Origin of the sequence: Gracilibacillus saliphilus (genome assembly GCF_010994085.1) — a bacterium.
Classification (GTDB): domain Bacteria; phylum Bacillota; class Bacilli; order Bacillales; family Amphibacillaceae; genus Gracilibacillus; species Gracilibacillus lacisalsi.
Map to the genome: position 1 here is coordinate 97,981 of NZ_WJEB01000019.1, position 26,241 is coordinate 124,221.

Sequence of the window (26,241 nt, forward strand, 5' to 3'; positions counted from 1 at the left end):
CTTCACAAAACATTCATATTTGAAGGAGGGAATAAAGCAATGAGTAAATTAGAAGAAATTTGGATGACAGCAAGTGTTGGGATTCTCGTTGTCTTTATGGTGATTGTTGGTTACCAAACGTATGCCTTAGGAATGGGACCACCAAGTCATAAAGAAACGATCGATCCACAAAAAGTTGAACAAACCGCTCCATTTGATAAACCGGGCCTAATTGATCTCGGAGACAACCAATACGAATTAGTTATGACGTTAGAAGCGTTTGCGTTTAATCCAGGAAATGTCGAAGTGCCAGTTGGAGCAGAGATCGAATTTACGATGACCTCAAAAGATGTATCACATGGTGTTCAAATTCCGGGTACAAATGTAAATGCGATGGTGTTACCTGGTCATATTCAAAAAATTACTCAAACATTTGATGAACCTGGTGAGTACTTAGTTTTATGTAATGAATATTGTGGTGCAGGTCACCAAGCAATGTTCACCACCATTACAGTGAAATAAGGAGGGGCAAAAATGGAACAGGCAAAAAATGTTGGATTGAGAGAAAAGGTAATCAGTAAATTAGGAGTTAACCCTCAAGATGCTAAAATTGCACTCACTTATTTCACCATTTCATTTGCAACATTATTAATAGGTGGTTTGTTAGGGTTAGTTCAAGGATTAGAGCGCGCAGGTCTTTATTCTTTACCGGCAGGATTTAATTATTACCAAGTCTTATCCGCACACGGACTTTTATTGTTAGTTGTTTTTACTGCTACATTCACGATTGGATACCAACTTGCGAATCTTTCCTATTCGTTTAATGGATTATTACCGAAAGTCCGCAAAGTGATATGGACTGGTATCGTATTAAAGGTAATTGGTGTTGTGCTTGCCATAACCACGATTGTTTTAGGTGAAGCATCGGTATTATACACTTTCTATCCACCTTTGGCAGCACACCCAGCATTTTACATCGGATTAGTTCTTCTAGTGTTAGGAATTTGGTCTGTAGCTTTTGGTGTATTTATCAACTATCTTCATTGGCGAAAACAGAATCCGGGTCAACCAACACCAATTCTTGCTTTCTTTGCAATGGGTGTATTTGTACTATGGTTCTTCGCAAGTCTCGGTGTAACAATTGAAGTATTTATGATTATCCCATGGGTTTTAGGATGGGTCGAAACGATTAATGTAATGGTTACAAGAACACTGTTTTGGTGGTTTGGTCACACGCTTGTTAACATTTGGTATCTTGTTGCTACTTCTGCATGGTATATTATTGTACCAAAAATTGTGGGAGGTAAACATTTCAATGAGAAACTAATTCGTTTAGTAGTTATTTTACTTGTTGTCTTAAACATTCCAGGCGGTTTCCACCATCAAATAATCGATCCAGCTATTTCAACATCAATTAAATTCTTACACGTCTTCATGAGTCTGTCGATTGCAGTACCATCCTTGATGACTGCCTTTGCCATGTTCTATGTATTAGAAAAAGCAGGACGTAAAAAAGGTGGCAAAGGATTATTTGGATGGTTTAAAAAGCTACCCTGGGGAGATGTACGTTTCCTAGCACCAATGATTGCGATGATTGCTTTTATCCCAGGTGGTGCAGGTGGTATTGTCAATACTAGTAACCAAATGAATCAAGTCGTCCATAATACAATGTGGGTTGTTGGTCACTTTCACGTCACCGTTGGGGTATCCGTTGTGCTTACGTTCTTTGGTATTTGTTACTGGTTAATCCCACATTTATCTAAGCGTCAATTAACACCAAAAATGAATAAAATTGGTGTGATTCAAACATGGATTTGGACGATTGGCATGACGATTATGGCCGGTTCCATGCATTTAGCTGGCTTAGTCGGAGATCCTCGTCGTACTTCTGATACAACATATGCTGGTCATGAAACTTCATTAAGTTGGTTGCCATATGAGTATGTCTTTGCAACTGGCGCAACCCTACTTTTAATAGGTGTCATTATTCAGGTATATGCCGTGTTTAACATGATGTTCTTTGCTCCAAAAGGAAAAACAGAATATCCAGTGGCAGAGCCGGAGGATGATCAACCGAAAGTGCCGATGTGGACAGAACGCTGGGGATTATGGGCCATTGTCTTACTTGCTGTTGTTGCAATGGCATATGTGATTCCAATTGTAGACATGATTGTTAATGCACCTCCAGGATCCCCACCGATCAAAACGTGGTAACTATTTAATGATATGCGGGGAAGGACATACTTCCCCTTGGATATCTTCATCTATCCCTAGAAGAGAGCAGGGAGCAAAATTTCTCTTCCATGGATATGGTTAGGGAAAGTACTAATCAAAGAGTTCTTCTCAGTCTCTACTCAATCTATAGCAAAAGGTGGTGCTTGGCTTGACTAATCATGAAAGAATCGCAGTTGTTGTTATTATACTTTTTGGGTTGGTTGTTTTCTTGATTGGGACAGATGGCTTTCACGCTTTTACAACAGAACAAGCACGCACTAATCAATTAATCAAAGAACAACCTCAGGTTCCATCCGTAGATTTAGAAGACAGTAAAAGTCGTACTTATTCGATTGAAGAGTTACATCAAACTAAATTTTTATTTATTACTTTTATGTATACTAATTGTGCTACTGTTTGTCCACAATTAGAACGTAACATGCAAGAGGTTTATCAGCAATTGCCAGTTTCCATGATCAAAGATGATATTCAATTTTTAAGTATTAGCTTTGACACCGAACATGATGATCCAGAAACACTGGGAAAATATCGGAGCTATTTTGACAGTGATGGAGAAACATGGCGCATGGCACGAATAAATGATCAAGAAGAATTAACGAGTTTGCTAGATCAACTTGGTGTTATTGTGATCCCAGATGATTATGGTAATTTCCAACACAATACAGCTTTTTATTTAGTTGACAAGGATGGCTATTTAATCGATGTGATGGATTACACTGAAATTGACCAGGCAGTTGAACGAATTAAATCTGTGATCGGAGGAGATTCAGCATGAAACAAACAAGGTATGGTCTTCTATTATTTATTTTTTTAATCCTACCTCCTGTTGCCGAGTTACTAGAGTCGATTATGATCTTTCATATGCACACACAAATGCCTTTATTTGTCTTTGCTGGTTTTCTAATGACACCTTTTTTCCAAAAAAAGTTTCCAAATTTTTTTATGAAATGGAATCGTTCAGGGATTCCAGGTATCTTGTTAGTAATCTTAATCTGGTCCTATTGGCAAATTCCTCGAGCAATGGATGATGCCTTAACCCATTCCCATGTGGAAATCTTTAAGTTTATCAGTCTACCTTTTTTAGTAGGAATACCACTTCGTGATAGCTGGCGAAAGATCAAAAACAATGGGCAATTTATATTTTTAGTCTATTTACTTGCTACATTGATTGTCACTGGTTTTCTTTATATTTGGGTAGATGAGCAAATTTGCAATAATTATTTAATCATTGAACAGCAAACTCTCGGTTGGGGTTCCTTAGCAATGGCTGCCTGTTTATTGTTATATTTAGTTTACCGTCAGTTTGAGAAAGATGAAGGAGTTTAGAACATAAGATATTTATAAAAGGCAGGAAATTCGCGAATGGTTGAGTAAACATCTCGCCATTCAAAATATTCTGCATGTGAACCATATACTTCCTCAAAACCTTGTTGTTTCATAGCCAATTTAGTCCTGGAAATATGAAAAAATTGCGTGATAACCGTTATATGGTCTGTTGATAAATTATGTTTTTGAGCAATCTCCAAACTATTCTCTGCTGTCATTTCGGTATTATAGCCATTGTTATCAGTGATGATCGATGATTCAGGTACTCCTTTTTCAATTAAATAACCTTTCATTACTTCTGCTTCATCAAATCCTTCCATGCCAATGCCACCACTGACAATAATCGTTTCTAGTAAGTTATTGATATACAAATTGTAGGCTTTATCAAGACGAGCTTGTAGTCTGGCTGAAGGCGTGCCGTCTTCCTTCACTTTATTACCAAGGACTACACCAACTTCTGACCGATCATTTTCATCAGTTAATCCATCAATAGTAATAACGATTGTATGTATAACAAAAAAAGTAAACGTTAGTCCAATCAAAATGATAACTATTTTTTTCATAGAATACTCCTTTCCCTTCCTATCATAACTAAAAAAAGGCTTTTAAACTATCCCTCCATATAGTAAACTTATTTTCAAAGAGACAACTGGGGGATACATCATGTTGATGAAAAAATGGCTGATCAGTTTACTTTTTGTGATGACCATACTAGCCGGGTGTGGTACTGCAACAATCGAAGAGGAACAAACTGATCCAACTGCAGCAGACAGTACTACTGAAGAAACAATGTCTCAGGAAAGCAAGACACCGTCAGAAAAGCCTGAGCAAGCAGAAACACCAGATGATGAACATTTCGCCACGGCTACAGTCAGTCGTGTAGTCGATGGTGATACGGTCCATATTGAATTAGATGGCCAGGGAGAAACAGTAAGACTTTTATTAGTCGATACACCTGAAACAAAACACCCTAACCTTCCTGTTCAACCTTTTGGTCCGGAAGCATCTGAATTTGCAGTGGAAAAACTGGCAGGAAAAGAAATTCAAATCGAATTCGATGGGCCAGAACGAGATAAATATGATCGACTTCTGGGCTATATTTGGGTAGATGGAGAAAATTTTAATCAACTATTATTAGAAGAAGGCTTAGCACGTTATGCTTATGTCTACGATCCTCCTTATATACACCAGGATGAAATGAAGCAAGCAGAACAACGAGCACGTGAAGCAGAGATTGGTATCTGGAGTATCGATGGATACGTAACTGATGATGGTTTCCACCATGAAGGAGTCGAAGATGCCCCTCAAGAAAATCAAGAAGCTCATACACCAGATGAGGATGTTTATTATGCTAATTGTACAGAGGCACGCGAAGCTGGTGTAACTCCTTTGCATGAAGGTGATCCTGGGTATGGCAGTCATATGGATGGCGATGGTGATGGTGTAGCTTGTGAGTAATGAAGAAAAGCCCGAAAGGTCAGATGACCATTCGGGCATATTCTTATCATTGATTTTATACGCGATAAAATAATTTCGTATTCTGTTCTACTTGTTCTTTTACATATTGTATTGGTAACTGTTTCATTTTTGCTATTTGTTTAATCACTTCTTTTATCATATTCGGATGTGTCATTCCCCCTTGAAATCGCCCTTCAAACGGCCATGGACCATCTGTTTCTACCATCATCAATTCAATAGGATAGCTTTTAATTAAATCCTGAATCTCTTTTTCATAAAAACAATCTGGTGTCACGGAAATCATAAATTGTGCCTCGATCATCCGCTTAATCGTGATGTCATCTCCTTTAAACCAATGAAAATGTGCACGTTTTACCCCATGCTTTGCTAATAAATCACATACTAATGCAGCATCATCATATACTGCATGCAATACAATCGGCAAATCATATTGGACAGCAAAGGACATGAATCGCTCTAATATGTCGATGTATGGTTGAAGAGCGAGACTAGGTTCTTCTTTTCTTTTGTAAAAAGGAAGTCCGACTTCTCCAATCGCAACTATCTGCTCATGGTGTTCGTGAATCAATGTTTCAATCTGAGTTAATTCCTGAACAGTCGGGAGTGGTTGTTCTGGATGCCAGCCAAACGCCGGATAGACAGTTGGATATTGCTCCGCTAATTCCAAAACTTTTTCACAGCTTGTAAGATTACTGGATACTGCAATCATCCCAGCAACGTCTAACGTATCCATCATCTTTTTTTGCTCAGCAGGCTGATACCAATCCAAATGGATATGTGCATCAATCATTTAACACACCTCGTAATGTTTGATAAATTTCCTTCTTCTTTTCAAGGAATTCCTGCGTTAAAGTCAACTCTTCATTTCTCGGACGTTTGAAATCAATCGTAAATTCCTTGATGACATTGGCAGGCTTAGAACCCAATACAAGAATTCGATCTGATAAAAAAATCGCTTCCTCAATATTATGGGTAACAAATAAAACAGACGGTCTTTCTTGTTCCCAGATAGTTAATAACCACTTTTGCATTTCTAACCTTGTGAACTCATCTAATGCCGAAAAAGGTTCATCTAAACAGATAAAAGATTGTGGACTTAAAAGACTTCGAACAAATGCAACACGCTGGCGCATTCCACCAGATAATTCGTGGGGATATGCGTTGGCATACTCTCTTAACCCGGCCCGTTCCAACATTTCTAGCGCTTTTTGTTTATCAGGTTTTTGATGTAATTCCACACTTAACACAACATTTTCTAGAACGGTACGCCATGGAAAAAGCGAAGGTGTTTGTGGCATATAGCTTATCGATCCTTTTTTACCATTGATTGCCTCATTATCTAAACGAATTGTGCCATGATCGGCTTGATAGAGCCCGCCAATCAAGTGAAAAATAGTACTTTTTCCACTGCCAGATGGTCCGAGTAAGGAAACGAATTCACCATCGTTCACGTGTAAATCTAAGTGATCAAGAATAGTTAGTTCACCAAAGCTTTTTGAAATATTTTCTAGTTCTAGCGTACTCATGACTGTTCCCCCTTACCCGGATGCCATTTTAAAATGATTTTTTCTGCAGCAATGATAATAGCGAAAAAAATCAGGCATAAGATCATAATAAATAAAATCGCTACAAAAACTCGATCAGTACGGAATGATGATGAGGCTAGCGTCATGTATACACCAATTCCTTTGTTAGCACCTAACCATTCCGAGATGACAGCTCCCATAACACTATAGGTAGCGGAAATTTTTAGTCCGGAAAACATTTGTGGAACTGCATGAGGCAGCTCCAGTTTTGTGAAAATTTGTTTCTTCGTTGCACCAGCCATTTTCATATAATGAATTAATTCCGGATTTGTATGTCTTAATCCATCGATTGTCGATACCGCAACCGGGAAGAAACATACTAATGTAATAATTAATAGTTTAGGTGTAACACCAAATCCAAACCAAATAACAAGTAAAGGTGCGAGTACAATAATCGGGATATTTTGCGACATAATCAGCAATGGATAGAGTGCTTCACGGATTTTAGGCATTAGATGAAGCATAATCGCAATGAGTAAACCTACACTTACACCAATGGCAAATCCGCTCACAGTTAAAAATACAGTTGATAAGATATGATGCTGATAATTACTCCAGCCATTAATCGCCTCTTGTATAATAACAGTAGGTGCAGGAAGAACCCAGGTCGGAATAGCTAATATCCGACTGGATAATTCCCATATAATTAAAATACCGACGATCAAACTGACTGGTAAAAAAGACTTTCTAAACATAGAGCATGCTCCTATTGGTTTACTGGACACTTTTTAATGTTTACTGGACACTTTTCGTGATTTATTGGACACTTTTGACCTTTTTCTGGACACTTTTTTTAATTTGCTGGACACTTTCCGGAATTTACTGGACACTTTTCCAATTAACGATACTTCTTCGTCAATTCACTCATGGAAGCTTGATGATCTTTTTGTGAATAGATCTTCACTTGCGAAATCACACTTGGGCAGTCTAACTCATGCATACGTTGATTCATTTTTTCGATAACAGTTAATAACTTTGCCAGTTCGCCCTCCATTGTTGTTTCTAATGGATGAACTTGATAGTAGACACCTGCTTGTTCGATAATCTTGATTGCTTCATCAACAAAAGGAATTGAATCTTCCCCATTAGGTGTCTTCGGAATGATTTGTACACTAACTAATGCTTCAGCCATTCATACCCCTCCATTATTCTGGTAAAAATTCGTTTGTATATGCTGCATCAACGTCTAGTTCGCGTTCTAATAGGTCATTTTCAAACATGAATTCTGCGTAATTGCTCCAGACTTCTTCTGATTGTTCGCCCCATCTATCCGCATCATCTTGGTATCTTGGTGATATCCATTCCTGACTGGCATGAACTAATTCTTCGTCTAAATCTGGTTGCGCTTCTATTAAAATGTCAGCTGCTTCTTCTGGATTGTCTATCGCATCCTGATAACCGCGATTAACTGCTGCCACGAATTTTTTGATTGTTTCTGGATTTTCTTCGATCATCTCTTCATTTGTGGTAATAACAGGTGTATAGTAGTCTAGTTTTTCTGAATAGTCTGTAAGATAAATCATATCAATTTCCTTACCTCGAAGTTCTGCTTCGATTCCAGTCCAGCCATAGTAAATCCAAGCAAAATCTACATCACGTTCAACTGCTGTGAAAAAGTCAGTATTGCCCATATTGACGATCTCGACATCTTCAACAGATGCATCTTCCTGTTTCATTAACGCATCAATAACTGCCGATTCAACAGGAGCACCCCAACCACCATACGTTTTTCCGGCAAAATCTACAGGAGATGTGATTTCTTTTTCCACTGGTGCGGCAAATCCGGAAGTATTGTGTTGGATTACTGCTGCAATCGATACGAGCGGAATATCTTGTGTGCGGGCTTCTGTTACTTGTTCTTGATAACTAATACCAAATTCTGCTTGACCTGAAGCTACAGTCTGATCTGCTCCTGCTTCTCCTGGCATAACGATCTCTACATCTAATCCTTCATCTGCGAAATATTCTTTTGATTGCGCAACATACAGTCCGGTATGATTAGTGTTAGGTGTCCAATCTAATACTAAGGTAACTTCTTCTAATTCTTCTGGTGTGCTTTCTTCATTCCCGCAACCTGCGAGTATAAACATACCTATTATGGCAAATAAAAATTTTTTCATGATGAATCCCCCTATTTTTTATCTTTTTAGCGGAACATATAAGAAAGCGCCCTAGACTTATAGCCTAGGGCGCATACAGATATCTCATCTCATATGTTCCCTACGCTGGTGCTAACCAGATCAGGTTCTAAGGGTCAGCATCTTACGGATACAGTCTCAACCGGCAACACCGGTCCCCCTACATTTCATATAATATTGCTAACTTCTACTTTGACATAATTCGTGTTTTTCTTCAAGTTTTGACCATTTAAAAAACGAACCTCTAATAAAAGAGATTCGTTTTTTAATTATTATCCATGAATTTTACTAGCTACTTCAACAACACGTTTTGCCTGATGTTTAACCGCATCTTGAACATTTTCTACCATAGAGCCGTCTTCCTGGCTTTGGGTAACACTTGTACCATATGGATTACCGCCAGCTGCAAATAGTGAATCATCGGAATATCCTGGAGGAACAATGATGGCACCCCAATGCATCATAGATGTATAAAGACTTAAAACAGTAGCTTCCTGTCCACCATGGGGATTAGAAGCTGAAGTCATCGCACTTACTACTTTGTTAACAGTCTTACCTGATGCCCATAGCCCACCTTGCGTGTCGATAAATTGCTTCATTTGAGAAGCAACATTTCCAAAACGAGTTGGCGTACTGAAGATGATAGCATCTGCCCATTCTAAGTCTTCCGTTGTTGCAACAGGAACATCTTTGGTTTCTTCCACGTGTTTTTGCCAGCCAGGATTTTGAGCAATCGCTTCTTTTGGTGCTGTTTCAGCAACTCTTACTACTCTTACTTCCGCTCCTGCTTCTTTTACTGCGTCTGCTGCCCAGTTTGCTAATTGATAGTTTATACCTGTAGAACTATAATAAACTACTGCTACTTTTACCATATTGATAAAACTCCTTTTCTTGTTAGATATTATTGGTTTGCCCCGTTTAATAAAATCTATGCATTTATCTCGGAATCGAGATATTAACAATTTACCATATGATTATCTCAGTTTCAAGATAAATGATTGAGAAAAACATGGTGTTATGCTCCATGTTTAATCAAACGTTAAGCCTGCCTCAACCAACGTATTATAACGGATCACATTTCCTACTTCCTGATAATCAAAATGAATGATTGCTTGTTTGCCATATAAAATAATTTCCCCTTCTGGAGCCATCATGGTCATCGCCATTACAGATTGTGGTGTACCCTCACGTATTTTTGTAATAATCTCCTCTTTTTCGGATTCTTCAGTTGTATCCAATACAACCTCATCACCTACGATCACCTTAACACGGTGATAGATGTCTTCAGGAACTATCATATCTTTAAAGGGGAGATTTGCTATCGCTAATACTCCAGTGTCGTTATCACAACCTGTCAATTCAAACATAATGTTTTGATCATCTGTTAAGTAATACTCTAATTGTTGACAGGATACTTCACTTATTGTTTCTACTTCAACAAAGTTATCTTGCGTCGCATCTTCTTTTACGGTATACTCTCCATTCTGAAAAATATAAGTATCAAACACAGAGCTACCTTCAACTGTAATGTTTACCCCTCGCATGGTGGCTTCCTCATTGTTTTCTGTTTTTTGAATAAATTGTTCCAAAGCGACTAAGTTTATCGTTTCATCAGGTGCAATGACCATATCATGTTCTTCATCAACGATCCGCTTTATGGCAATTGCACTACTTTGTCCTGGATAGGATTCTGCAACTGCACCATGGGTGACTTGAACTTTTTCGCCTCTCATAAGTGAATCAGCCATGCTATCTTCTATATTGTCGAGGCTGAAACTAATTGCATTCCCTGCTTCTTCATGCTGTTCTGGATGGAACTCAGAAATGGATGGATCTAATCGATTCTCGACAACTAATACACTATTGTCCCCTATGTTAGCGACATAACCTTCCATCACATTTTGCACATCATTATTTTCATCATCTTGCGATTTATTCCCGTTATCCAAATTTGTACCACAAGCAGTTACGAATAATATCGTGATAATACCGAGTACATATTTCAACACAATCGCCTCCCTTTTTCTATTAGTCGTTGCCCTTTGAAAAAGGTTACACTAAAAAAAAGAATGGACATTCAAACATCCATTCTTCATCTTCATTTATTCTCCTGTTTCGGCAAACTTTTTAATCCGTTTCCCAATCTCATCACGTACTCGACGGAAAACTTGCCACTTCTCTTCGTCTGTTCCTTCTGCTTTTGCCGGGTCATCAAATCCCCAGTGTTCATTACGGATACCAAACGGGATAACAGGACATTTATCTCGTGCATCACCACATAATGTCACAACCATATTTGAATTTCTTAGTATTTCCAAGTCAATTTTGTCAGAGGTTTGCTCAGAAATATCAATACCGACTTCATTCATCGCTTTGACTGCATTTGGGTTTAATCCATGTGCCTCAATTCCTGCACTGTAAACATTCCAGTCATCACCTAAAAAATTTTTTCCCCAACCTTCTGCCATTTGACTGCGACAAGAATTACCTGTACATAAAAAGTAAATGGTTTTTTTCGCCACTTTACATTCCTCCTAATAGTTAAAATAATAATAGTGTCAGATATAGACCCACTAGTGTAATAAATAAAATCGGGATCGTGAGAATAATCCCAGTCTTAAAATAAGTACCCCAGGAGATTTTTACACCTTTTTGGGATAGAACATGTAGCCATAAAAGCGTTGCTAATGAACCAATCGGAGTGATCTTTGGACCTAAGTCAGAACCAATCACATTCGCGTAGATCAATGCTTCACGTACTACACCAGATGTATTTGTTTCGGCAATCGCCAATGCATCAATCAGTACCGTAGGCATATTATTCATCACGGAAGATAATATTGCCGCTATAAAGCCCATAGCGACAGTAGCACTGAATAATCCTTGATCTGCACTCCATTGAATGAGATCTGCCAATACGTCGGTAAGCCCGGCATTACGAAGACCATAAACAACGACATACATACCAATAGAGAAGAAAACAATTTCCCATGGTGCTCCTTTAACTACTTCTGTCGTATTAACCGCTGCACTATTTCGTGCCATGATTAAGAAAAAGATAGCAACGATTCCAGCTATAATGGACACTGGAACAGCAATAAATTCACTAACAAAATAACCAACTAATAGTATCGCAAGAACATACCATGACAGATGAAACATTTTTATGTCTTTTAATGCGTCAGATGGCTGTTTTAAATGATCGAGCTGATATGTTTTCGGAATATTTTTCTTAAAGTATAAATATAATACCACTATTGTTGCTAAGATGGAGAATAAATTTGGAATGATCATTCTTGAAGCATATTCAACAAAACCAATTTCAAAGAAATCTGCTGAAACAATATTGACCAAGTTACTCACAACTAATGGCAATGAAGTCGTATCAGCAATAAATCCACTCGCCATGATAAAAGGAAAAACCATTTTTTCACTAAATTGCAGATTGCGTACCATCGCAAGTACTATCGGTGTTAATATCAAAGCAGCACCATCGTTAGCGAAAAAAGCAGCCACTAGTGCACCTAGCAAACTTATATAGACAAACATTTTAATACCGTGACCCTTTGCAAGGCGTGCCATATGTAAGGCAGCCCATTCAAAAAAGCCGATTTCATCCAGTATTAACGAAATAATGATAATTGCTACAAATGCAAGTGTTGCATTCCAGACGATTCCAGTTACTTCTAAGACATCCTGAAATCCGACGACTCCTACGAGCAACGCTAATACAGCCCCACCGATCGCTGACCAACCAATTGATAAATTTTTAGGTTGCCAGATCACTAGTACTAACGTTGCCAAAAAGATGATAATAGCTAAGATAACATCTAACAAAATATCCGTCCCCCTACTAACAACATGTAATTCTTGTTCCGTTTTTCTCTAATTCTATTAACTTGTCTTCCTGACTAGGTAGTTGTTCCAAAATAGACTTCATTAGCCCGAACCATTCACTTTCGTGATTTAAGGAATAAAATACCCATTGTCCTTTTCGTTCTTCTTTGATTAAGCCTACATCTCGTAATTTCCGCAAATGCTGACTGATTGATGGCTGGCTCATTTGAAAAATTTCAACGAACTCACAAACACAACAAGTCTGATTTTCGATTAATTTCATCATGGTAAGTCTTGTTTTATCCCCTAACACCTTAAAAATTGGTGCAACTTTTTCAATTTGAAATTCCGTTTTGGCAGTCATTTTCATCCCCCTTTTTCATTCGAATATAACTATATAACAATATGCTTATATGATCAACGCATAAAACCTATCTTTACAAAAAATTAATAAAGGAAGAGGCTATTTTGCCTCTTCCTCTAATCCTCTAATAAAAACAAGATACAATAGATAAAGGATCGAAACTAGTACAATGGAAAGGTACACTGCTCCAACTATTTGTTGTTCGTTAATCAAATAATTATTACAAATTTGCACAGGTGTTCCGAGATAAAGCCATGCCAATAAACCGAACATCGATACCAAATTGATATAAAGAAAGCTCTTGAATATTCCCCCTATTTTTCGCCAGCTATTTCTCCATAAAAACCCGAGAAGCGGGAGTGATACAAACTTCCAAACTTCTATTTCTATTTCTGTTAAAGCATCATCCAATGAACGGGGAAGCATCCAGAAAATCAACACCCCCACTGCAAGTAACATGCCAGCTACACCATTCTCGTTCCACTTTTTCAGAAAACGCCAATCACGATTGCCATGTAATAAAACACCAACTAATATGAGTAAAGGTAATTGCAGAAACATATGCAGAACCATTATTGATTCAAGACTTTCTCTAGTACCAGGGGCTAGTAAGAGGATAAAAAATAAGATGGCCAGTTTCATCATATCTCCCTCTCTAACCTTTCCACGATATATTCTGAAGCAGCCTTAATATCAGTATAATCTAGTACATTCTCTAAATATCCATGCTTATTAACAAAGTAAAAAGCTGAATTGTGGGAAAAGCCATCGTACTCATCTGGGATAACGATCACCCCAAAAGCGTCTAATAAAGATTTTAGCTCCAGCTTTTCTGGAACCCTTGCCATTCGCCACGTTTCTCCATCACTTTGAAAATATTGCCGATAGTTTTCTAATGTTTCTGGATCATCTCGCTCAGGATCAAAACTTATCGTTAGAAAGATAATCTCTTCCCCTGTATAAGATGTGGGAATGCTTTGATATACCTCAGCAAAGTTTCTTTCTAACTCTGGACAAACTGTGGTACAAGCTGTATAAACAAAGGTGATCAACACATTTTTCCCACGAAATGATTCCATTGTATACTTTCGTTCTTTGCTATCTTCTAATATTACCTCTGGGAACTTTGGTTTCGCCTCTATCAAATTGTTCTTTCTAGCTGTTTCTGCGGTAAAGGCAGTGAATCCATCTGTTCCAATAAACCACATCCAAATAACTAATATAATCGATAAAGTAATAGCTATTCTGTTACACCATTTTTTCGTCATATAGATCGTTCCTTTTAACGTTTCGTTGCAAAACATAGCGAACAAAATGAACGATAAATAATGTGGTAGCAATTACTAGAAATACGCCGGCAATTCCTCCAAATATGGCTGGTCCCATCCATTCTGGAATATGTGTTGCCCAACGTCTAGGGGTACTTAATGCACCTGATACTAAAAATTGAATACTGATAGCAGCCATCGTTACGATATAACTAAAAAAGGCAATCCAGTCTAACTTGGTTACTTTTAGACCACCATCTACTTTTGCTAGATAATACATAAAGGCAAAAATCATCACTACTGCCCCAAGTCCCATATACATATGGAAATGCCCCGGTACCCATTTGGTATTATGCATAACATGGTTCACAACAATCGTTGCATCTATGATTGCCGGAACGACTCCAACTGTCCAACCAAACATGGATAAAAAAGCTAACCCAGATGCAATATCCCATTTAATTCCTGATTTATATACAATCATCAGTGCACCATATGCGGTGACAATTAATACTGGTAATCCATTTGCATAGGAGAACACCTGTCCGATTATTAACATCCATTTTGGCATTACGGAATCCATTAACATATGATGTGTATAAATCATTAAGGTGAAGACGGTTGACATAGACCATGCAATTAGAAAGACTTTATTCGCTTTCCAAGGCCTGTTTGTATATTTTGCTAACAATTCATAGACGACAATAACACTCATATAAATAATCGAATTAGCAAAAACATGACCAAATGCAAACGTTAAATTTTTCGCTAATAGTGGATCAAAGGTAAATGATGGATTAACTGTATGAATAATATTCATCATAATTACTGTTGCACCGGCAATCAACGCTGTTACATTAACAATCGTAACCATTGTACTAGCAATAATCGCAGGTTCCGGTGCATCTTTTTCAGCTTTCTTCCCAGCAATCACATCCCAACCTAAACCTTTAGCAAGACTGCCTTTTTTCTTAATAATTGCCCGGCCTGTATCAATGAATAAAAGCAAAAAGCCGATTCCAATAATCAACATACCAAATAGATATAGTAATGCACCAACTGTTCCCCACGCTTTAGCAGATAAGGTTGGTAGAGGATACAAAAACGTCCAGGCACTTGCATAATCAAAGGAGAAAACACCTATGATCACAAGCACAAGTCCGATTACAAATAATACTAGGTTTGCCTTAAAAATGTTCTTTGATAATGTTACATGCTGACTTAAAAAATACCACATCACAGCTGATGCAGCTAATGCTGCCGCACCAATCATGCCTGTGCCATGAATGGTCATGTATTGATAAAATGCCGGCGGACTAAGTGATAGAACACCACCTTGGGCTAGCAACATTAAAATACCAAATACCATCATTAATAAAATCACTGCTCCACCAATGATTAAGTAATTTTTGATCAATCGATTATGAACCATCTAAAACACTCCTTCACTAATTCGTTACCGTAATTTGATAGGTCATCACATGATGAGCAAGGCCGCAATATTCCAGACATAACACTTCATACGTACCTGGTTCCGTAAACGTTAGATAGACAACATTGGTGTACTCTGGCATTGCTTGTGTTTGCGCAATCATGTTCATTTCCTCATCGTATATTCCAAATCCATGATTAACGTCTTGACTTGTCACATGAAATTCTATTGCCTCTCCAACTTTAAACTCTGATTGACTTAACTCCCAATCAAATTGCAACGCTTCCACATCAACAATTGTTGGGTCCTCACCTTTTCCGTAAACTGGTTGGTCATAAGGAAGATCTCGTAGTGTGTAAATCGTAATGATAAGCATAAATACCACTAGAGTGACACCATAAAATGTCCTTGCTTTGTACCATTTCTTTTTAATCGGTTCATACTCTCTTTTTTCAGTCGATTTCATAGCTACAAACAAAAAAATAAAGGTAATCAATAACATAAAAACAAGACTTGTTATCCACGCAACTGTTTGAACCATCCTACTACCTCCTAAAATCAATATCTATGTCACAATGTATGACAATTTATTTATGTTACGTGTGATACAAATCACGTTGAAGAGTTTTTTATTGACAAAAAACAAAACTTTTAATATATTTAAATATTAAACTTTTATTTATGTAAAATAAAAAAAGCTTGGTATTATGAAGCTTTTTTGTTTTTATGGTAAATTTGAAATGTAGACTAGTTTACTGATAACAGATATAAGGCAAAATTAGTTGATGCCTTGCCCGTGGAATGTGAAATAATTAGGCGGAGCGTTGCAAATACACATCAAACATTTCAAAATAACTACTTCGTTTAACGCAGTCACTGCACTGATTTTATACTTCCCATATAAAAAAACACGGAGTAAATAAAATCACTCCGTGTTTTTCTTTAGTTATCTAATGCTTCTGTTAATACGTTTAAGTTTCGTTCCATTAAACTAAAATATGTTTCATCATTTTCAATATCCTCATCAGTCAAAATGGATAAGTTATGCAATTGTAATGATTCGACATTTGTTTCTGCTTGAATCACTTCTGCTACTTTTGGTTCTACATTTTGTTCGAACAATAGATATTCGATATTGTTATTTTCCACACGATCTAAAATTCTTTCCAACTGTTTCTGAGAAGGTTCCTCAGATGAGGATAGTCCTGTAATTGCAATTTGTTCAATACCATAGCTCTGTTCCCAATAGCCATATGCTGCATGTGTGACAAGGATTTCGTTATTTGGTGCAGATTCCAATTGTTGATGAAATTCTTCATCTAAAGCTATTAATTTTTCTTCTAGATCGCTAAAATTAGCTTCAAAAGTTTCTTCTTGCTCTGGATACAATTCGATTAATCCATCTTTGATATTACGTGCTAACTCTAAGGAACGAATAGGATCTAGCCAAAGGTGTGGGTCCTCATCACCATGGTCATGATCATGCCCTTCTTCTTCGTGGCTATGCTCTTCTTCCTCATGTGCATGTTCTTCTTCGTGACTATGCTCTTCTTCCTCATGTGCATGTTCTTCTTCGTGACTATGTTCCTCACCTTCGTGATTGTGCACATGATCTACTAGTGATACTCCTTCCGCTGCTTCTACCATTAACACATCTTCACCTATAAGTGCTTCTTCTATTTGCCCAGCATAGGTTTCTAAATTAGCTCCATTATATAAAAACATATCAGCTTCTGCGATATCTACCATCATTCTAGAAGTAGGTTCAAAGTTATGCGGATCAGATCCAGGCGGTAATATCGTTTCCACCTCTACAAACTCCCCACCAATTTCTTCTGTAAAATAAGCTAATGGATACAATGTTGAATAGATTTGAAGTGTATCATTTTCTGACTCTTGTTGATTTGCTTGGGAATCTTCCTCAGCATTACAACCTATTAATAGAAATAATATAGATAAAATGGCTAAACTTGTCTTTTTCATTTAAAATTGCCCCCCTTAATATTATGTATAAAATTTATAGTGCAACAATAAAGCATACAAAAACAAACCGTAATCAATACGATTTAATAGTATTATAGATGATTAGCTTCAAAATGTAAATAATAATTGTTACGATTTGTTTAGTTTTTTCACCAAATTGTTTTAGCTACAAAAAAATTTTTTGTAAATATGATCACAGACAATCGCTAAATGTCATACATTGTTCATTGATTATTGTTGCTAGAAGTCGTATAGTTACATTAGAAAATTGCATATACGGAGGATCATAATGAAAAAAAGCTATATACTAATCACTTTATTAGCCTTGTTGTTAGCAGCTTGTAGCAGTCAAGCAGAGGACGATGAACAACACGAAGATGAGGAAGTAAAAGGTATTCAAGTTGATTTTGCACTTCCCGAAGAAGGGGAAGTTGGTGAATCAGTATTGTTACAAACTACCGTAACCTATGGTGAAGATGAACTGGTGACAGACGCAGAAGAAATGACTTTTGAGTATTGGAATGTAGAAGATGAGGACAATACAGTCCATGTGGATGCTACTAATCATGAAGATGGCACTTATTCAACAGAGGTAACATTTGAGGAACCTGGTACTTACGAGATTTATGCCCATACGACAGCAAGAGGTCTTCATTCTATGCCAAAAAAATCCATTATCATCAATGGTGAGGAGATGGAACATCATGATCATGAGTCACATGAGGATACAGAAGAACATGAACATGAGCATCAGCACGGGTTTGACATAAAGCTGAATCCTCTAGAAGGTATAACGGTTAATCAAGAAGAAGATATCACCGTAGAGCTTACAATGGATGAAGAACCATATGAAAATGCACGAGTACGCTATGAGATTATTCTGGAAAATAACGAGAAACACGACTGGGTTGAGACGGAGGAAGTTGATTCTGGTAAATATGTGGCTTCTTATTCTTTTAAAGAAGCTGGACAGGCTGAGATGATTGTCCATGTAACAGATGATACCGGTCTACACGAACATGAAGAGTATGATTTTGAGATAGAAGAATAATTGCCAATGAAAAAGGTATACGTTGTTTCAGTATCTAGTTGAAACAATGTATACCTCTATTTGTTGCTATCTTGACAATAATTAGCGCAACTTATTTGATAAAGCGGATTACTAACGGAATTCGATATTCCTCTCCATTGAATGCTTTAAATAGGGCTATAAGAGTAAATATAAAGAATAGAATACCTACAATCGGCAGTAGTACAAAACCAATCAACACTACTACAAGTATTCCACTTACTATGCTATAAATCGTAAAGGAAATAAAGAAATTGAAGTATTCTTTTCCATGAAAGTCAATAAATGCTGACTCATCACGTTTGATCATCCAAATAATTAATGGACCGATAATAGCCGTAAAGAAACTTAGTAAATAAATTAACATTCCAAACAATCTTTCATCACTATTCGTCATTATCTACACCTCCTCCTTCGATATTGTACCATATCTTGTCATTTTCTGTTGATAATTAGATAATTTTTTTTGTAACGTATATAATAAGAAAAAATGATATATAAAAGGGGTATATTATGGAACAATATGATCTTATCGGAATAGGGATTGGCCCCTATAATCTGGGACTCGCAACATTAACAGCTGAAAAAACAAATCTGAAGACAATCTTTTTTGATCAAAACGGGCAATTTGCTTGGCATCCTGGTATGCTCATTGAAGGTACTGATTTACAGGTTTCCTTTTTGGCAGACCTTGTAACATTCGCGAACCCTACTAGTAAGTATACGTTCTTAAATTATTTGCATGAACAAAATCGCCTATATAAATTTTTCTTTTTTCATAAATTTGAAATGCCTCGCGCTGAATATGCTGCCTATTTAAAGTGGGTAGTTAAGCAAATGCCAAATTGCCACTTTAAATCTCAAGTAAAAGATGTCATCGACCATGGTGATCATTACGAAGTAGTTGTCAACCATTGGGGTGAACAAAAAGAACGTTCCTACTTTACAAAGCATGTCACACTAGGTACTGGTGGCACACCAATGATTCCATTCGAATTAGATGATATTGGCTCTGAACATGTCCACCATTCCAGTCAATATTTATATCATAAAAAACGAACCGTTCAAGCGAAGCATATTACCGTTGTTGGATCAGGACAAAGTGCTGCAGAAATTTTCTTCGACTTGTTAAAACTACAGGAGCATTTCGATTATCATCTATTCTGGTACACGAGATCTCCTGGATTCTTACAGCTTGATAACAGTAAACTAGGACAAGAAGTTTTTACGCCGGATTATGTTGAATACTTTCATGAATTACCATACCAAGAAAGAAAGGATTCACTAGATCTCCTTGGTCAGTTACGAAAAGGGATTGACCAGGAAACATTACATAAAATTCATGAGCTGCTCTACCATCGTTCTATTGATAATAAAAAGCTGCCTGTAACGATTCAACCATTAACAGAGATACAGAAAGTTGTAAAAAATGGATCGCTCTTAAAAGTCGAGGCTAAACAATGGCAGAAAGGCGAGGATGTCACTTTTGAAACAGAGAAAGTGATACTGGCTACTGGGTATAGGCCAAACATTCCGGACTGGTTTTACCAACGTTTTGAAAACAACATTGAATGGGAAGATGACAAACGCTTTAAAGTAGATAATAATTTTAAGCTTGTCTTTAAACACGGGCAAAGAGAGCATCACTTTTACACCTTAACGAATTTGGAACAATCACATGGAACAGGAGCGACTAATTTAGGATTGGCAGTAGATCGCAATATCCAAATTATTAATGAAATTGCCGGAGAAACCGTTTATGAACAACAAAGAGATACGATTTTTACCCAGTTTGATTCGGATGATAGTAAATAATATGACAATGAATTTTGAAACGCTTGGAAATTAGTCCAAGCGTTTATTTTTACCTGCATTATTTAATTAGAGCTGTATCGATTTTATATTCAATAATCCCTTATCAACTGATGTCTCTATATAACCAACCATCTGATTAAACGTAAATACATTTAGTTCAGCATTTATAACTTCCCTATCATATTCCATATCGCCTAATAGATAGGGAATAAAATCTTCGACATCCTTGGATTTAACCTCTTGCAAATCAATGATAGCATCATTAAATTTGAGCATATTTCTCACTTCATTTGTAAGACCATAGTATTCTAACAATTTGCCATTTAGTAATCTGAAATCGTGATGATATAGATTCAACATATCTTTATTAGCTTCGATTCTGTTTTTCAACCAAGGCAGGTAGAAGCCTTTCAACCACAAATTATCTGCAATTAAATGTGTAAAATAACCTAATATATAATGGCTTTTTACTTTCGATCTATATTTATGTAAAAATCCTTGATAATCAATGTTTCTTGAATAATCTTCAACTTTACCGGTATAGAAATGTGATATGTCTTTAGGTGAAACAGCATCTGGAGCAATTCCTCCAAGTAAAAAAGGGGTTCTTTCTTCTATCGACAGACATTCTGCAATACTATTAGCAATAATCAAGTGCATGATTCTTGAGCCCATTGTTTTTCCCTCCTCTTCCATCATCTCTCACTAACGATCTTTGTTAACTCTACAAGACTATGTATTACTTTTACACTTGAAGTAGTTTTGTGACTTATTCTGTTTAGCCATACCCCAATCATTCCTGCTTGTTTACTACCTATTGCATCTGTTTCAAATCTATCTCCTACATAATAACTTTTATGAACCTGAGCATTTGCTAGTAGACATGCTTTTTTAAAAATAATTGAATTAGGCTTAGCAACGCCTATTTCACTTGAGGTAATGATATGTTCAAAATAATGCTTAATCGCTAAATTCTCTAATTTTTCAATTTGTTGCTGATAATCACCATTGCTAATAATCCCAAGTCGAATCCCTTTTTGTTTTAACGATTTTAAGCAAGGGATTACATCTTCAAAAGCAGACCAATTTCTTTTATACAACACCACATAATAGTTGAATATATTATCTGCTTGTTGGTCATTTAAATGATGACCGAACAAGTCTTTTATACGCATTCTTCTCTGTTCCTGAAATGTTACTTCACCTGATAAAAATTTCTCGAAATACTTTTTGGATAATGCAAACCACAAATCAACAAAATCCTTTTCACTACTCGCTAGCTCATCGCTATTTTTTTTATAGAAATCGATCGCTGCCAATCTTTCCGCTTTGTCGTGGTCAAGTAGTGTTGCATCAATATCGAAGAATATCATTTAAACTTTCCTCCACGGTTAAATATAAATATGTTCAGAATGGGGTACTCTTATTTCATAGACAAGTATATTTATTGTTCTCTAATCTATTTGTAATAGCCTTGCTCCCTAAGCACACAAATCTTCAAATTATTTAATTGCTTTCCAAATTGTCCATCTATCCTTTTCGGTTATGATTTCGTTATTTGGCAAGGATTGATCTAAATTATTTATTAACACATTTAGTTCATCATCATCTAATTCGTGTAAAATACTTCTACCAGTTCTTTGACGTAAATCGTTTAGTAACGGTTCTTTGTTATCATATACTTTTCTTGTTTCCCACAACTTAACTTCTTCAATTTCCCTAAAGCCATTATCCTTTAAGGTTTCCATTACAAATTGGCTATTGTATCGACGATTATTCTCTTGCTCAATCAATTTTGGAAAAAGTTCAAAAAAATAACCTCTGATGTTGTTGTCTGTACCTTCTAACAAACAATCTTCAGGAGTACGATCTTGAATAAGGAAATATCCATTTTCCTTCAAAACTCTGAATGCTTCTTGAAAGCAAGAGTGTAATTCTTTAATATGATGTATTAATGCTCTTTCTAACAATAAATGATAATTATTACTATCTAATCCCGTTTCCAAGGCATTTCCATGTTTAAATAATATGTTTTTATATTCTTTACAGTTTTCCATTGCGCCTTCAAGAATAGTTTCGGAAAAATCGACACCAGTAACGTCTTCAACACCCATGTCAGAAAGTGCCTTTGAATAAATTCCCCCACCACATCCAATATCTAAAGCCTTCGATATATTCTTGATAGGTACGAGGTCTTTTATTACTTCATTCCATGAGTTATCAGCAATTCGATTTGTGTAAGACATACCACTTTTTTTACTATGGAAATCAATTCCCATTCTACATCCCTCATCTCTGTTCTACTAAAGGCATTTAAATATTGTTACAGTAAAGCACCAGTAAACTATATTTTCTTTGCCAAACAAAACATTTCCGCAAAATCATTGACAATTGTTTTGTTAGGATTAGTTTTTATATCAGCTCTCATACATTCTAATCCTTTCTCATAATCTTCATCATTGATTAAAGAAAGGACGGAAATATCTCTATTTTCAGCGTGTTCTATATATTCTACCACCTTTATATTTTCCATTCGGTACACGATTTTAAGATCAACTTCAAAACCTTTTGATGTAAGCTTGTTAAAAATAACATCTTTATTCCAAAATCTCTTTAGATCTTCATCATAAGCTGACGGAAAATAATGATAAACCCACCATTTAGGCATATCATGCATTGCTATATTATGTAATTTATATATGCCACCTTTTTTAAGTACACGATGTATCTCGTTTAATGCCTTATCCTTATTCATATAATGATGAAATGCATAGTTATTGGAAATAAAATCGAATGTTTCTGAGTCATAAGGCATATCCACAACATCTGCTTGAATCAACTTTACATTCCTCACTTTTTCCTTAGCCTTACTCAACATTTGATCTGATAAATCTAATCCGCTCCATTTTATATCTGACCCGTTAAAATGATTAGTTTGTTTTGCAAGGTAAAGACCGGTTCCACAGGATAAATCCAGTAAATCGTATTCTTTTTTCCTATTGTTTTCGATGTATTCTTTTAAGTCATAATCAAAGCTTATTTCATCAACTCTATATTGATTATTGTCGTACTTTTCGGCGATTTTTGAGTAATTAGTTGTTCTCATTACCTACCCACCTCCATCTTCCTGTTAGAGCATCATTAATTTTCAAGATAATCCAAGACCATATCAACTCTTTCTGACACTGTATAATCTCCTTCAATCCTTAAAATTGGACAAGTTAAATCCTCCATCCAATGTTCATGTAAGGTTTTACTTCTCACTTCCATACCACCATTATCATATAGGGAAGCCCATTTTAAAAACGTGTTCGATTGCTCGTATTTGCTACCCCCTGCTAATATTTCCTTTCCATACCTTTGAAATTCTCTTTGTCGCAACCTTTCCAGTCTAATATCTGAAGGAATCCATAAAAATATAACCAGATCAAAACAATCTTTAAAGGTATCCCCCCAACCACAAACTGCTCCGGATAAAATCCAGTTTCCATTTTGCGATAAATCCTTTGTAAGCATTTTTCTTCTTTCTGAAACTTGTCTTTGTTCTGTAAATTTGGTTATCCAAAAATAATCATCTGTATCAAGATGTTTATGGGGTAAAGCGTCTGACAATGAAGCACCAAGTGTTGAAGTTCCAGAACCAGCTGCTCCCATTATATGAATTTTCCTGTACAATTTCTCTCCTCCTGTATGACGACCTTCAAATATTATTATCATCTAATTCTAAATAAAGACAGATAACTAATTAACCGTTTACAATTATGATTTCATTTTCGATTTCTTTCATTATGTCGTATGCACCTTCCGACTTGTTCGAGCAGACTACAACCTTATAGGCGCTTTCTGGATAATAGGCAGAATGAAAACTAACGCCTGGATCATACCCCATCACGTGATACTTATTAATATTGGCATGCTTTTTTTCAATCCAGACACCGTATCCATAGTAACTATTCTGCTCATCTGTTTTCACATAAGGTGTAAACAGTTTTTTCGTGTATTCCACAGATAAAAGTTGATTACGTATCAGTGCATCCCATAACTTAATCATATCTTTCACCGTAGTGTATGCTCCTCCGTCAGATCCACCTTTTACTGGAAGCGAATAAATATTTGTCTTCCAACTACCATCTGAAAAGTCCATATACCCTAGCGCTGTGTTTTGTGGTAAAGCATCAAACTCAAAGTATCCTGATTGATCCATACCTGCTTTGTTAAAAATATGTTCTTGAATATAATCTGAAAAGCTAAGGTTGCTTGCCTGTTCAACAATTAAACCAAGTAATATATATCCTGCATTATTGTAGTGAAATCTCTCCCCAACTTGTAGTTTCATAGCATTTTGTTGAAATAACGGCAAAAAATCCTCTAACCTTCTGATCGTGTACATCGGGTATTTAATCCATAATACTTCAAAATCATCCATTACCTCTTCATCAAAATAGTCAGGTATTCCAGAAGTATGTGTTAGTAGATGATGAATGGAAATGGATTGATCGAAATGAGGAAGCGAGATGTCCAGACAGTCTTGTAACTTGGTCTCAAACGATAGCTTACCTCTTTCAACTAATTGACAAATTGCTATCGACGTAAACAGCTTACAGCCTGAAGCAATACCAAATCTAGTATCTACTTTATTCTCAAGATACTCTGAACGATTTGCAAAACCATAACTCTTCTCCACCACAATATTATTAGGATTTTGCACAATAACGGTTCCCGAAAAATCAATCTTTTCCATAGCAGCTTTAATACGTTTGACACCATTTGCTTCCAGCATAAATTTGTTCCCTTCTATTTAGTTTTCCGCAAAGAGTCGTGCTGGCTCTATAGCTTACCACTTTAATACTAACATAATATTCCAAAGAAAGATGATATTTTTATAATATTGATTAAGTGTTTGAAAATAGAATATTTCCCTACCTTTGTAGTAAATTGTTAAAAGTGCGAAGTGTAGCTTTAAAATCAAAAACAAAGAAAGAATCCATTTTAAATAAAGACTGATCAAAATGGATTCTTTCTTTGTCAAGTAATTTTCTATTTGAACCTATTCAATTACAATCACGCATTAATGTAGAAATTATTATTTTCTAAACAAATATTTGATTGAGATCTACTTTTAATCCAGTTATGATATTTACAGAAATTGTGTCATCTTTCGTAAAGACTCCTTGAAATTTATATTGATCACCTACTAAAAGATGTATTTCTACAGATTCGTTTACCGGATCAACAAGCCAGTACTCTTTTATCTCCGCTTTTTCATAAAGATGATATTTCTTCCAGCGATCTAACTTTACAGAGGACGGTGAAAGGATTTCGATAATCATATCTGGTGATCCATTACAACCTTTGTCATCAAGTTTTTCCTGATCACATACTATCGACAAATCCGGTTGAACAACATTATTTATATCATCATCGTGTTTATTATCTACTAACAGGCGTACATCAAATGGCGCGAAAAATACTTCACATTCTTTTTCTCGCAAGAAAACAGAAAAAGCTGTAGATAATTCTCTCAGAACCTCTTGATGCCTTCTAGAAGGAGCAGGAGACATATTGAAAATCTCCCCATCAATTAACTCGACCCTTTCACCATCATTCCAGTTTCGATAATCAGCATACGTATATTTCCCATTTTCGTTTGGAATGGCCATTTAAATCATACCTTTCAACTTATGCTTTTAGAATATAATACCATGAACCTCTCATCACTAAAGTGACGAG

31 protein-coding genes and 1 riboswitch are annotated in these 26,241 nt (G+C 36.3%); of the genes, 7 read left to right on the forward strand and 24 right to left on the reverse strand.

Annotated elements, in window-relative coordinates; genetic code table 11:
• The first annotated feature begins 39 nt into the window (after positions 1–39).
• The 4 genes from GHT08_RS13230 to GHT08_RS13245 all read left to right on the forward strand — a co-directional run bounded on the left by GHT08_RS13230 (position 40) and on the right by GHT08_RS13245 (position 3,540).
• Positions 40–501, forward strand: a complete 462-nt coding sequence (locus GHT08_RS13230) for a cytochrome c oxidase subunit II (protein WP_163581861.1) — start codon at positions 40–42, stop codon at positions 499–501.
• Between the two features lie 12 nt (positions 502–513).
• A complete protein-coding gene (locus GHT08_RS13235; RefSeq protein WP_163581862.1) occupies positions 514–2,193 on the forward strand; it encodes a cbb3-type cytochrome c oxidase subunit I in 1,680 nt (559 codons plus the stop codon).
• Between the two features lie 169 nt (positions 2,194–2,362).
• Positions 2,363–2,989, forward strand: coding sequence for an SCO family protein (locus GHT08_RS13240; RefSeq protein WP_163581863.1), 627 nt, complete (start codon positions 2,363–2,365; stop codon positions 2,987–2,989).
• Positions 2,986–3,540, forward strand: a complete 555-nt coding sequence (locus tag GHT08_RS13245; protein ID WP_163581864.1) for a hypothetical protein — start codon at positions 2,986–2,988, stop codon at positions 3,538–3,540. The genes GHT08_RS13240 and GHT08_RS13245 overlap by 4 nt, the downstream gene beginning before the upstream one ends.
• On the opposite strand, the gene GHT08_RS13250 is transcribed toward GHT08_RS13245, so the two are convergent.
• Complete coding sequence (locus GHT08_RS13250; protein ID WP_163581865.1) at positions 3,537–4,103, reverse strand: YdcF family protein; 567 nt, start codon at positions 4,101–4,103, stop codon at positions 3,537–3,539. The two genes, GHT08_RS13245 and GHT08_RS13250, sit on opposite strands and share 4 nt — an antisense overlap.
• Positions 4,104–4,203: 100 nt before the next feature.
• Between GHT08_RS13250 and GHT08_RS13255 the strand changes: the two genes are divergently transcribed.
• Complete coding sequence (locus tag GHT08_RS13255) at positions 4,204–4,998, forward strand: thermonuclease family protein (RefSeq protein ID WP_163581866.1); 795 nt, start codon at positions 4,204–4,206, stop codon at positions 4,996–4,998.
• Positions 4,999–5,053: 55 nt separating this feature from the next.
• Here the strand turns inward: GHT08_RS13255 and GHT08_RS13260 are convergent, their stop codons facing one another.
• The 15 genes from GHT08_RS13260 to GHT08_RS13330 form a co-directional block, all read right to left on the reverse strand.
• Entirely contained in the window at positions 5,054–5,809 is a 756-nt protein-coding gene (locus GHT08_RS13260; protein WP_163581867.1) for a TatD family hydrolase, read from the reverse strand.
• The gene (locus GHT08_RS13265; RefSeq protein WP_163581868.1) at positions 5,802–6,545 is read right to left on the reverse strand and encodes an ABC transporter ATP-binding protein; all 744 of its coding nucleotides are present in this window, start codon (positions 6,543–6,545) and stop codon (positions 5,802–5,804) included. The genes GHT08_RS13260 and GHT08_RS13265 overlap by 8 nt, the downstream gene beginning before the upstream one ends.
• A complete protein-coding gene (locus GHT08_RS13270) occupies positions 6,542–7,300 on the reverse strand; it encodes an ABC transporter permease (RefSeq protein ID WP_163581869.1) in 759 nt (252 codons plus the stop codon). The genes GHT08_RS13265 and GHT08_RS13270 overlap by 4 nt, the downstream gene beginning before the upstream one ends.
• Before the next feature lie 143 nt (positions 7,301–7,443).
• On the reverse strand, positions 7,444–7,737 hold the full coding sequence (locus GHT08_RS13275; protein ID WP_163581870.1) for a thiamine-binding protein: 294 nt from the start codon (positions 7,735–7,737) through the stop codon (positions 7,444–7,446).
• A gap of 13 nt (positions 7,738–7,750) precedes the next feature.
• Positions 7,751–8,725 (reverse strand): ABC transporter substrate-binding protein, encoded by a 975-nt coding sequence (locus tag GHT08_RS13280; RefSeq protein WP_163581871.1) that lies wholly within the window; start codon positions 8,723–8,725, stop codon positions 7,751–7,753.
• 80 nt (positions 8,726–8,805) lie between these two features.
• Positions 8,806–8,915: riboswitch (TPP riboswitch) on the reverse strand.
• 100 nt (positions 8,916–9,015) lie between these two features.
• Complete coding sequence (gene wrbA, locus GHT08_RS13285) at positions 9,016–9,615, reverse strand: NAD(P)H:quinone oxidoreductase (RefSeq protein ID WP_193568301.1); 600 nt, start codon at positions 9,613–9,615, stop codon at positions 9,016–9,018.
• Positions 9,616–9,771: 156 nt separating this feature from the next.
• Positions 9,772–10,749: a DUF3221 domain-containing protein gene (locus GHT08_RS13290; RefSeq protein WP_163581872.1), complete on the reverse strand. Its 978-nt coding sequence runs from the start codon at positions 10,747–10,749 to the stop codon at positions 9,772–9,774.
• A gap of 96 nt (positions 10,750–10,845) precedes the next feature.
• The gene (arsC, locus tag GHT08_RS13295) at positions 10,846–11,265 is read right to left on the reverse strand and encodes an arsenate reductase (thioredoxin) (RefSeq protein WP_163581873.1); all 420 of its coding nucleotides are present in this window, start codon (positions 11,263–11,265) and stop codon (positions 10,846–10,848) included.
• A gap of 19 nt (positions 11,266–11,284) precedes the next feature.
• Entirely contained in the window at positions 11,285–12,580 is a 1,296-nt protein-coding gene (locus tag GHT08_RS13300; protein WP_163581874.1) for an arsenic transporter, read from the reverse strand.
• 16 nt (positions 12,581–12,596) lie between these two features.
• Complete coding sequence (locus GHT08_RS13305; RefSeq protein ID WP_163581875.1) at positions 12,597–12,944, reverse strand: ArsR/SmtB family transcription factor; 348 nt, start codon at positions 12,942–12,944, stop codon at positions 12,597–12,599.
• Positions 12,945–13,043: 99 nt separating this feature from the next.
• On the reverse strand, positions 13,044–13,586 hold the full coding sequence (locus GHT08_RS13310) for a hypothetical protein (RefSeq protein WP_163581876.1): 543 nt from the start codon (positions 13,584–13,586) through the stop codon (positions 13,044–13,046).
• Positions 13,586–14,212, reverse strand: a complete 627-nt coding sequence (locus tag GHT08_RS13315; protein WP_163581877.1) for an SCO family protein — start codon at positions 14,210–14,212, stop codon at positions 13,586–13,588. Before GHT08_RS13315 ends, GHT08_RS13310 begins: the two co-directional genes overlap by 1 nt.
• A complete protein-coding gene (locus tag GHT08_RS13320; protein WP_163581878.1) occupies positions 14,193–15,644 on the reverse strand; it encodes a cbb3-type cytochrome c oxidase subunit I in 1,452 nt (483 codons plus the stop codon). Before GHT08_RS13320 ends, GHT08_RS13315 begins: the two co-directional genes overlap by 20 nt.
• Before the next feature lie 16 nt (positions 15,645–15,660).
• Positions 15,661–16,185 carry a cupredoxin domain-containing protein gene (locus GHT08_RS13325; protein WP_163581879.1) on the reverse strand — a complete coding sequence of 175 codons (525 nt, stop codon included), beginning with the start codon at positions 16,183–16,185 and terminating at the stop codon, positions 15,661–15,663.
• Between the two features lie 401 nt (positions 16,186–16,586).
• Positions 16,587–17,627: a metal ABC transporter solute-binding protein, Zn/Mn family gene (locus GHT08_RS13330; RefSeq protein WP_163581880.1), complete on the reverse strand. Its 1,041-nt coding sequence runs from the start codon at positions 17,625–17,627 to the stop codon at positions 16,587–16,589.
• 289 nt (positions 17,628–17,916) lie between these two features.
• On the opposite strand from GHT08_RS13330, the gene GHT08_RS13335 reads away from it, so the two are divergent.
• A complete protein-coding gene (locus GHT08_RS13335) occupies positions 17,917–18,678 on the forward strand; it encodes a FixH family protein (RefSeq protein WP_163581881.1) in 762 nt (253 codons plus the stop codon).
• Between the two features lie 91 nt (positions 18,679–18,769).
• Here the strand turns inward: GHT08_RS13335 and GHT08_RS13340 are convergent, their stop codons facing one another.
• Positions 18,770–19,093 (reverse strand): DUF4870 domain-containing protein, encoded by a 324-nt coding sequence (locus tag GHT08_RS13340; RefSeq protein ID WP_163581882.1) that lies wholly within the window; start codon positions 19,091–19,093, stop codon positions 18,770–18,772.
• 116 nt (positions 19,094–19,209) lie between these two features.
• Between GHT08_RS13340 and GHT08_RS13345 the strand changes: the two genes are divergently transcribed.
• Positions 19,210–20,511, forward strand: a complete 1,302-nt coding sequence (locus GHT08_RS13345) for a lysine N(6)-hydroxylase/L-ornithine N(5)-oxygenase family protein (protein WP_163581883.1) — start codon at positions 19,210–19,212, stop codon at positions 20,509–20,511.
• 66 nt (positions 20,512–20,577) lie between these two features.
• Here the strand turns inward: GHT08_RS13345 and GHT08_RS13350 are convergent, their stop codons facing one another.
• From GHT08_RS13350 to GHT08_RS13380, 7 genes are all read right to left on the reverse strand, one after another.
• The gene (locus GHT08_RS13350; protein WP_163581884.1) at positions 20,578–21,186 is read right to left on the reverse strand and encodes a hydrolase; all 609 of its coding nucleotides are present in this window, start codon (positions 21,184–21,186) and stop codon (positions 20,578–20,580) included.
• Positions 21,187–21,206: 20 nt separating this feature from the next.
• On the reverse strand, positions 21,207–21,884 hold the full coding sequence (locus GHT08_RS13355) for an HAD family hydrolase (RefSeq protein WP_163581885.1): 678 nt from the start codon (positions 21,882–21,884) through the stop codon (positions 21,207–21,209).
• Positions 21,885–22,013: 129 nt separating this feature from the next.
• Positions 22,014–22,790, reverse strand: coding sequence for a class I SAM-dependent methyltransferase (locus GHT08_RS13360; RefSeq protein ID WP_163581886.1), 777 nt, complete (start codon positions 22,788–22,790; stop codon positions 22,014–22,016).
• Between the two features lie 65 nt (positions 22,791–22,855).
• The gene (locus GHT08_RS13365) at positions 22,856–23,617 is read right to left on the reverse strand and encodes a class I SAM-dependent methyltransferase (RefSeq protein ID WP_163581887.1); all 762 of its coding nucleotides are present in this window, start codon (positions 23,615–23,617) and stop codon (positions 22,856–22,858) included.
• A 35-nt stretch (positions 23,618–23,652) separates the two neighbouring features.
• On the reverse strand, positions 23,653–24,186 hold the full coding sequence (locus GHT08_RS13370) for an ATP-binding protein (protein WP_193568302.1): 534 nt from the start codon (positions 24,184–24,186) through the stop codon (positions 23,653–23,655).
• Positions 24,187–24,256: 70 nt separating this feature from the next.
• Positions 24,257–25,291 carry a serine hydrolase domain-containing protein gene (locus GHT08_RS13375; protein ID WP_193568303.1) on the reverse strand — a complete coding sequence of 345 codons (1,035 nt, stop codon included), beginning with the start codon at positions 25,289–25,291 and terminating at the stop codon, positions 24,257–24,259.
• A gap of 310 nt (positions 25,292–25,601) precedes the next feature.
• Positions 25,602–26,171 carry a Uma2 family endonuclease gene (locus tag GHT08_RS13380; RefSeq protein ID WP_163581888.1) on the reverse strand — a complete coding sequence of 190 codons (570 nt, stop codon included), beginning with the start codon at positions 26,169–26,171 and terminating at the stop codon, positions 25,602–25,604.
• Between the last annotated feature and the right edge of the window lie 70 nt (positions 26,172–26,241).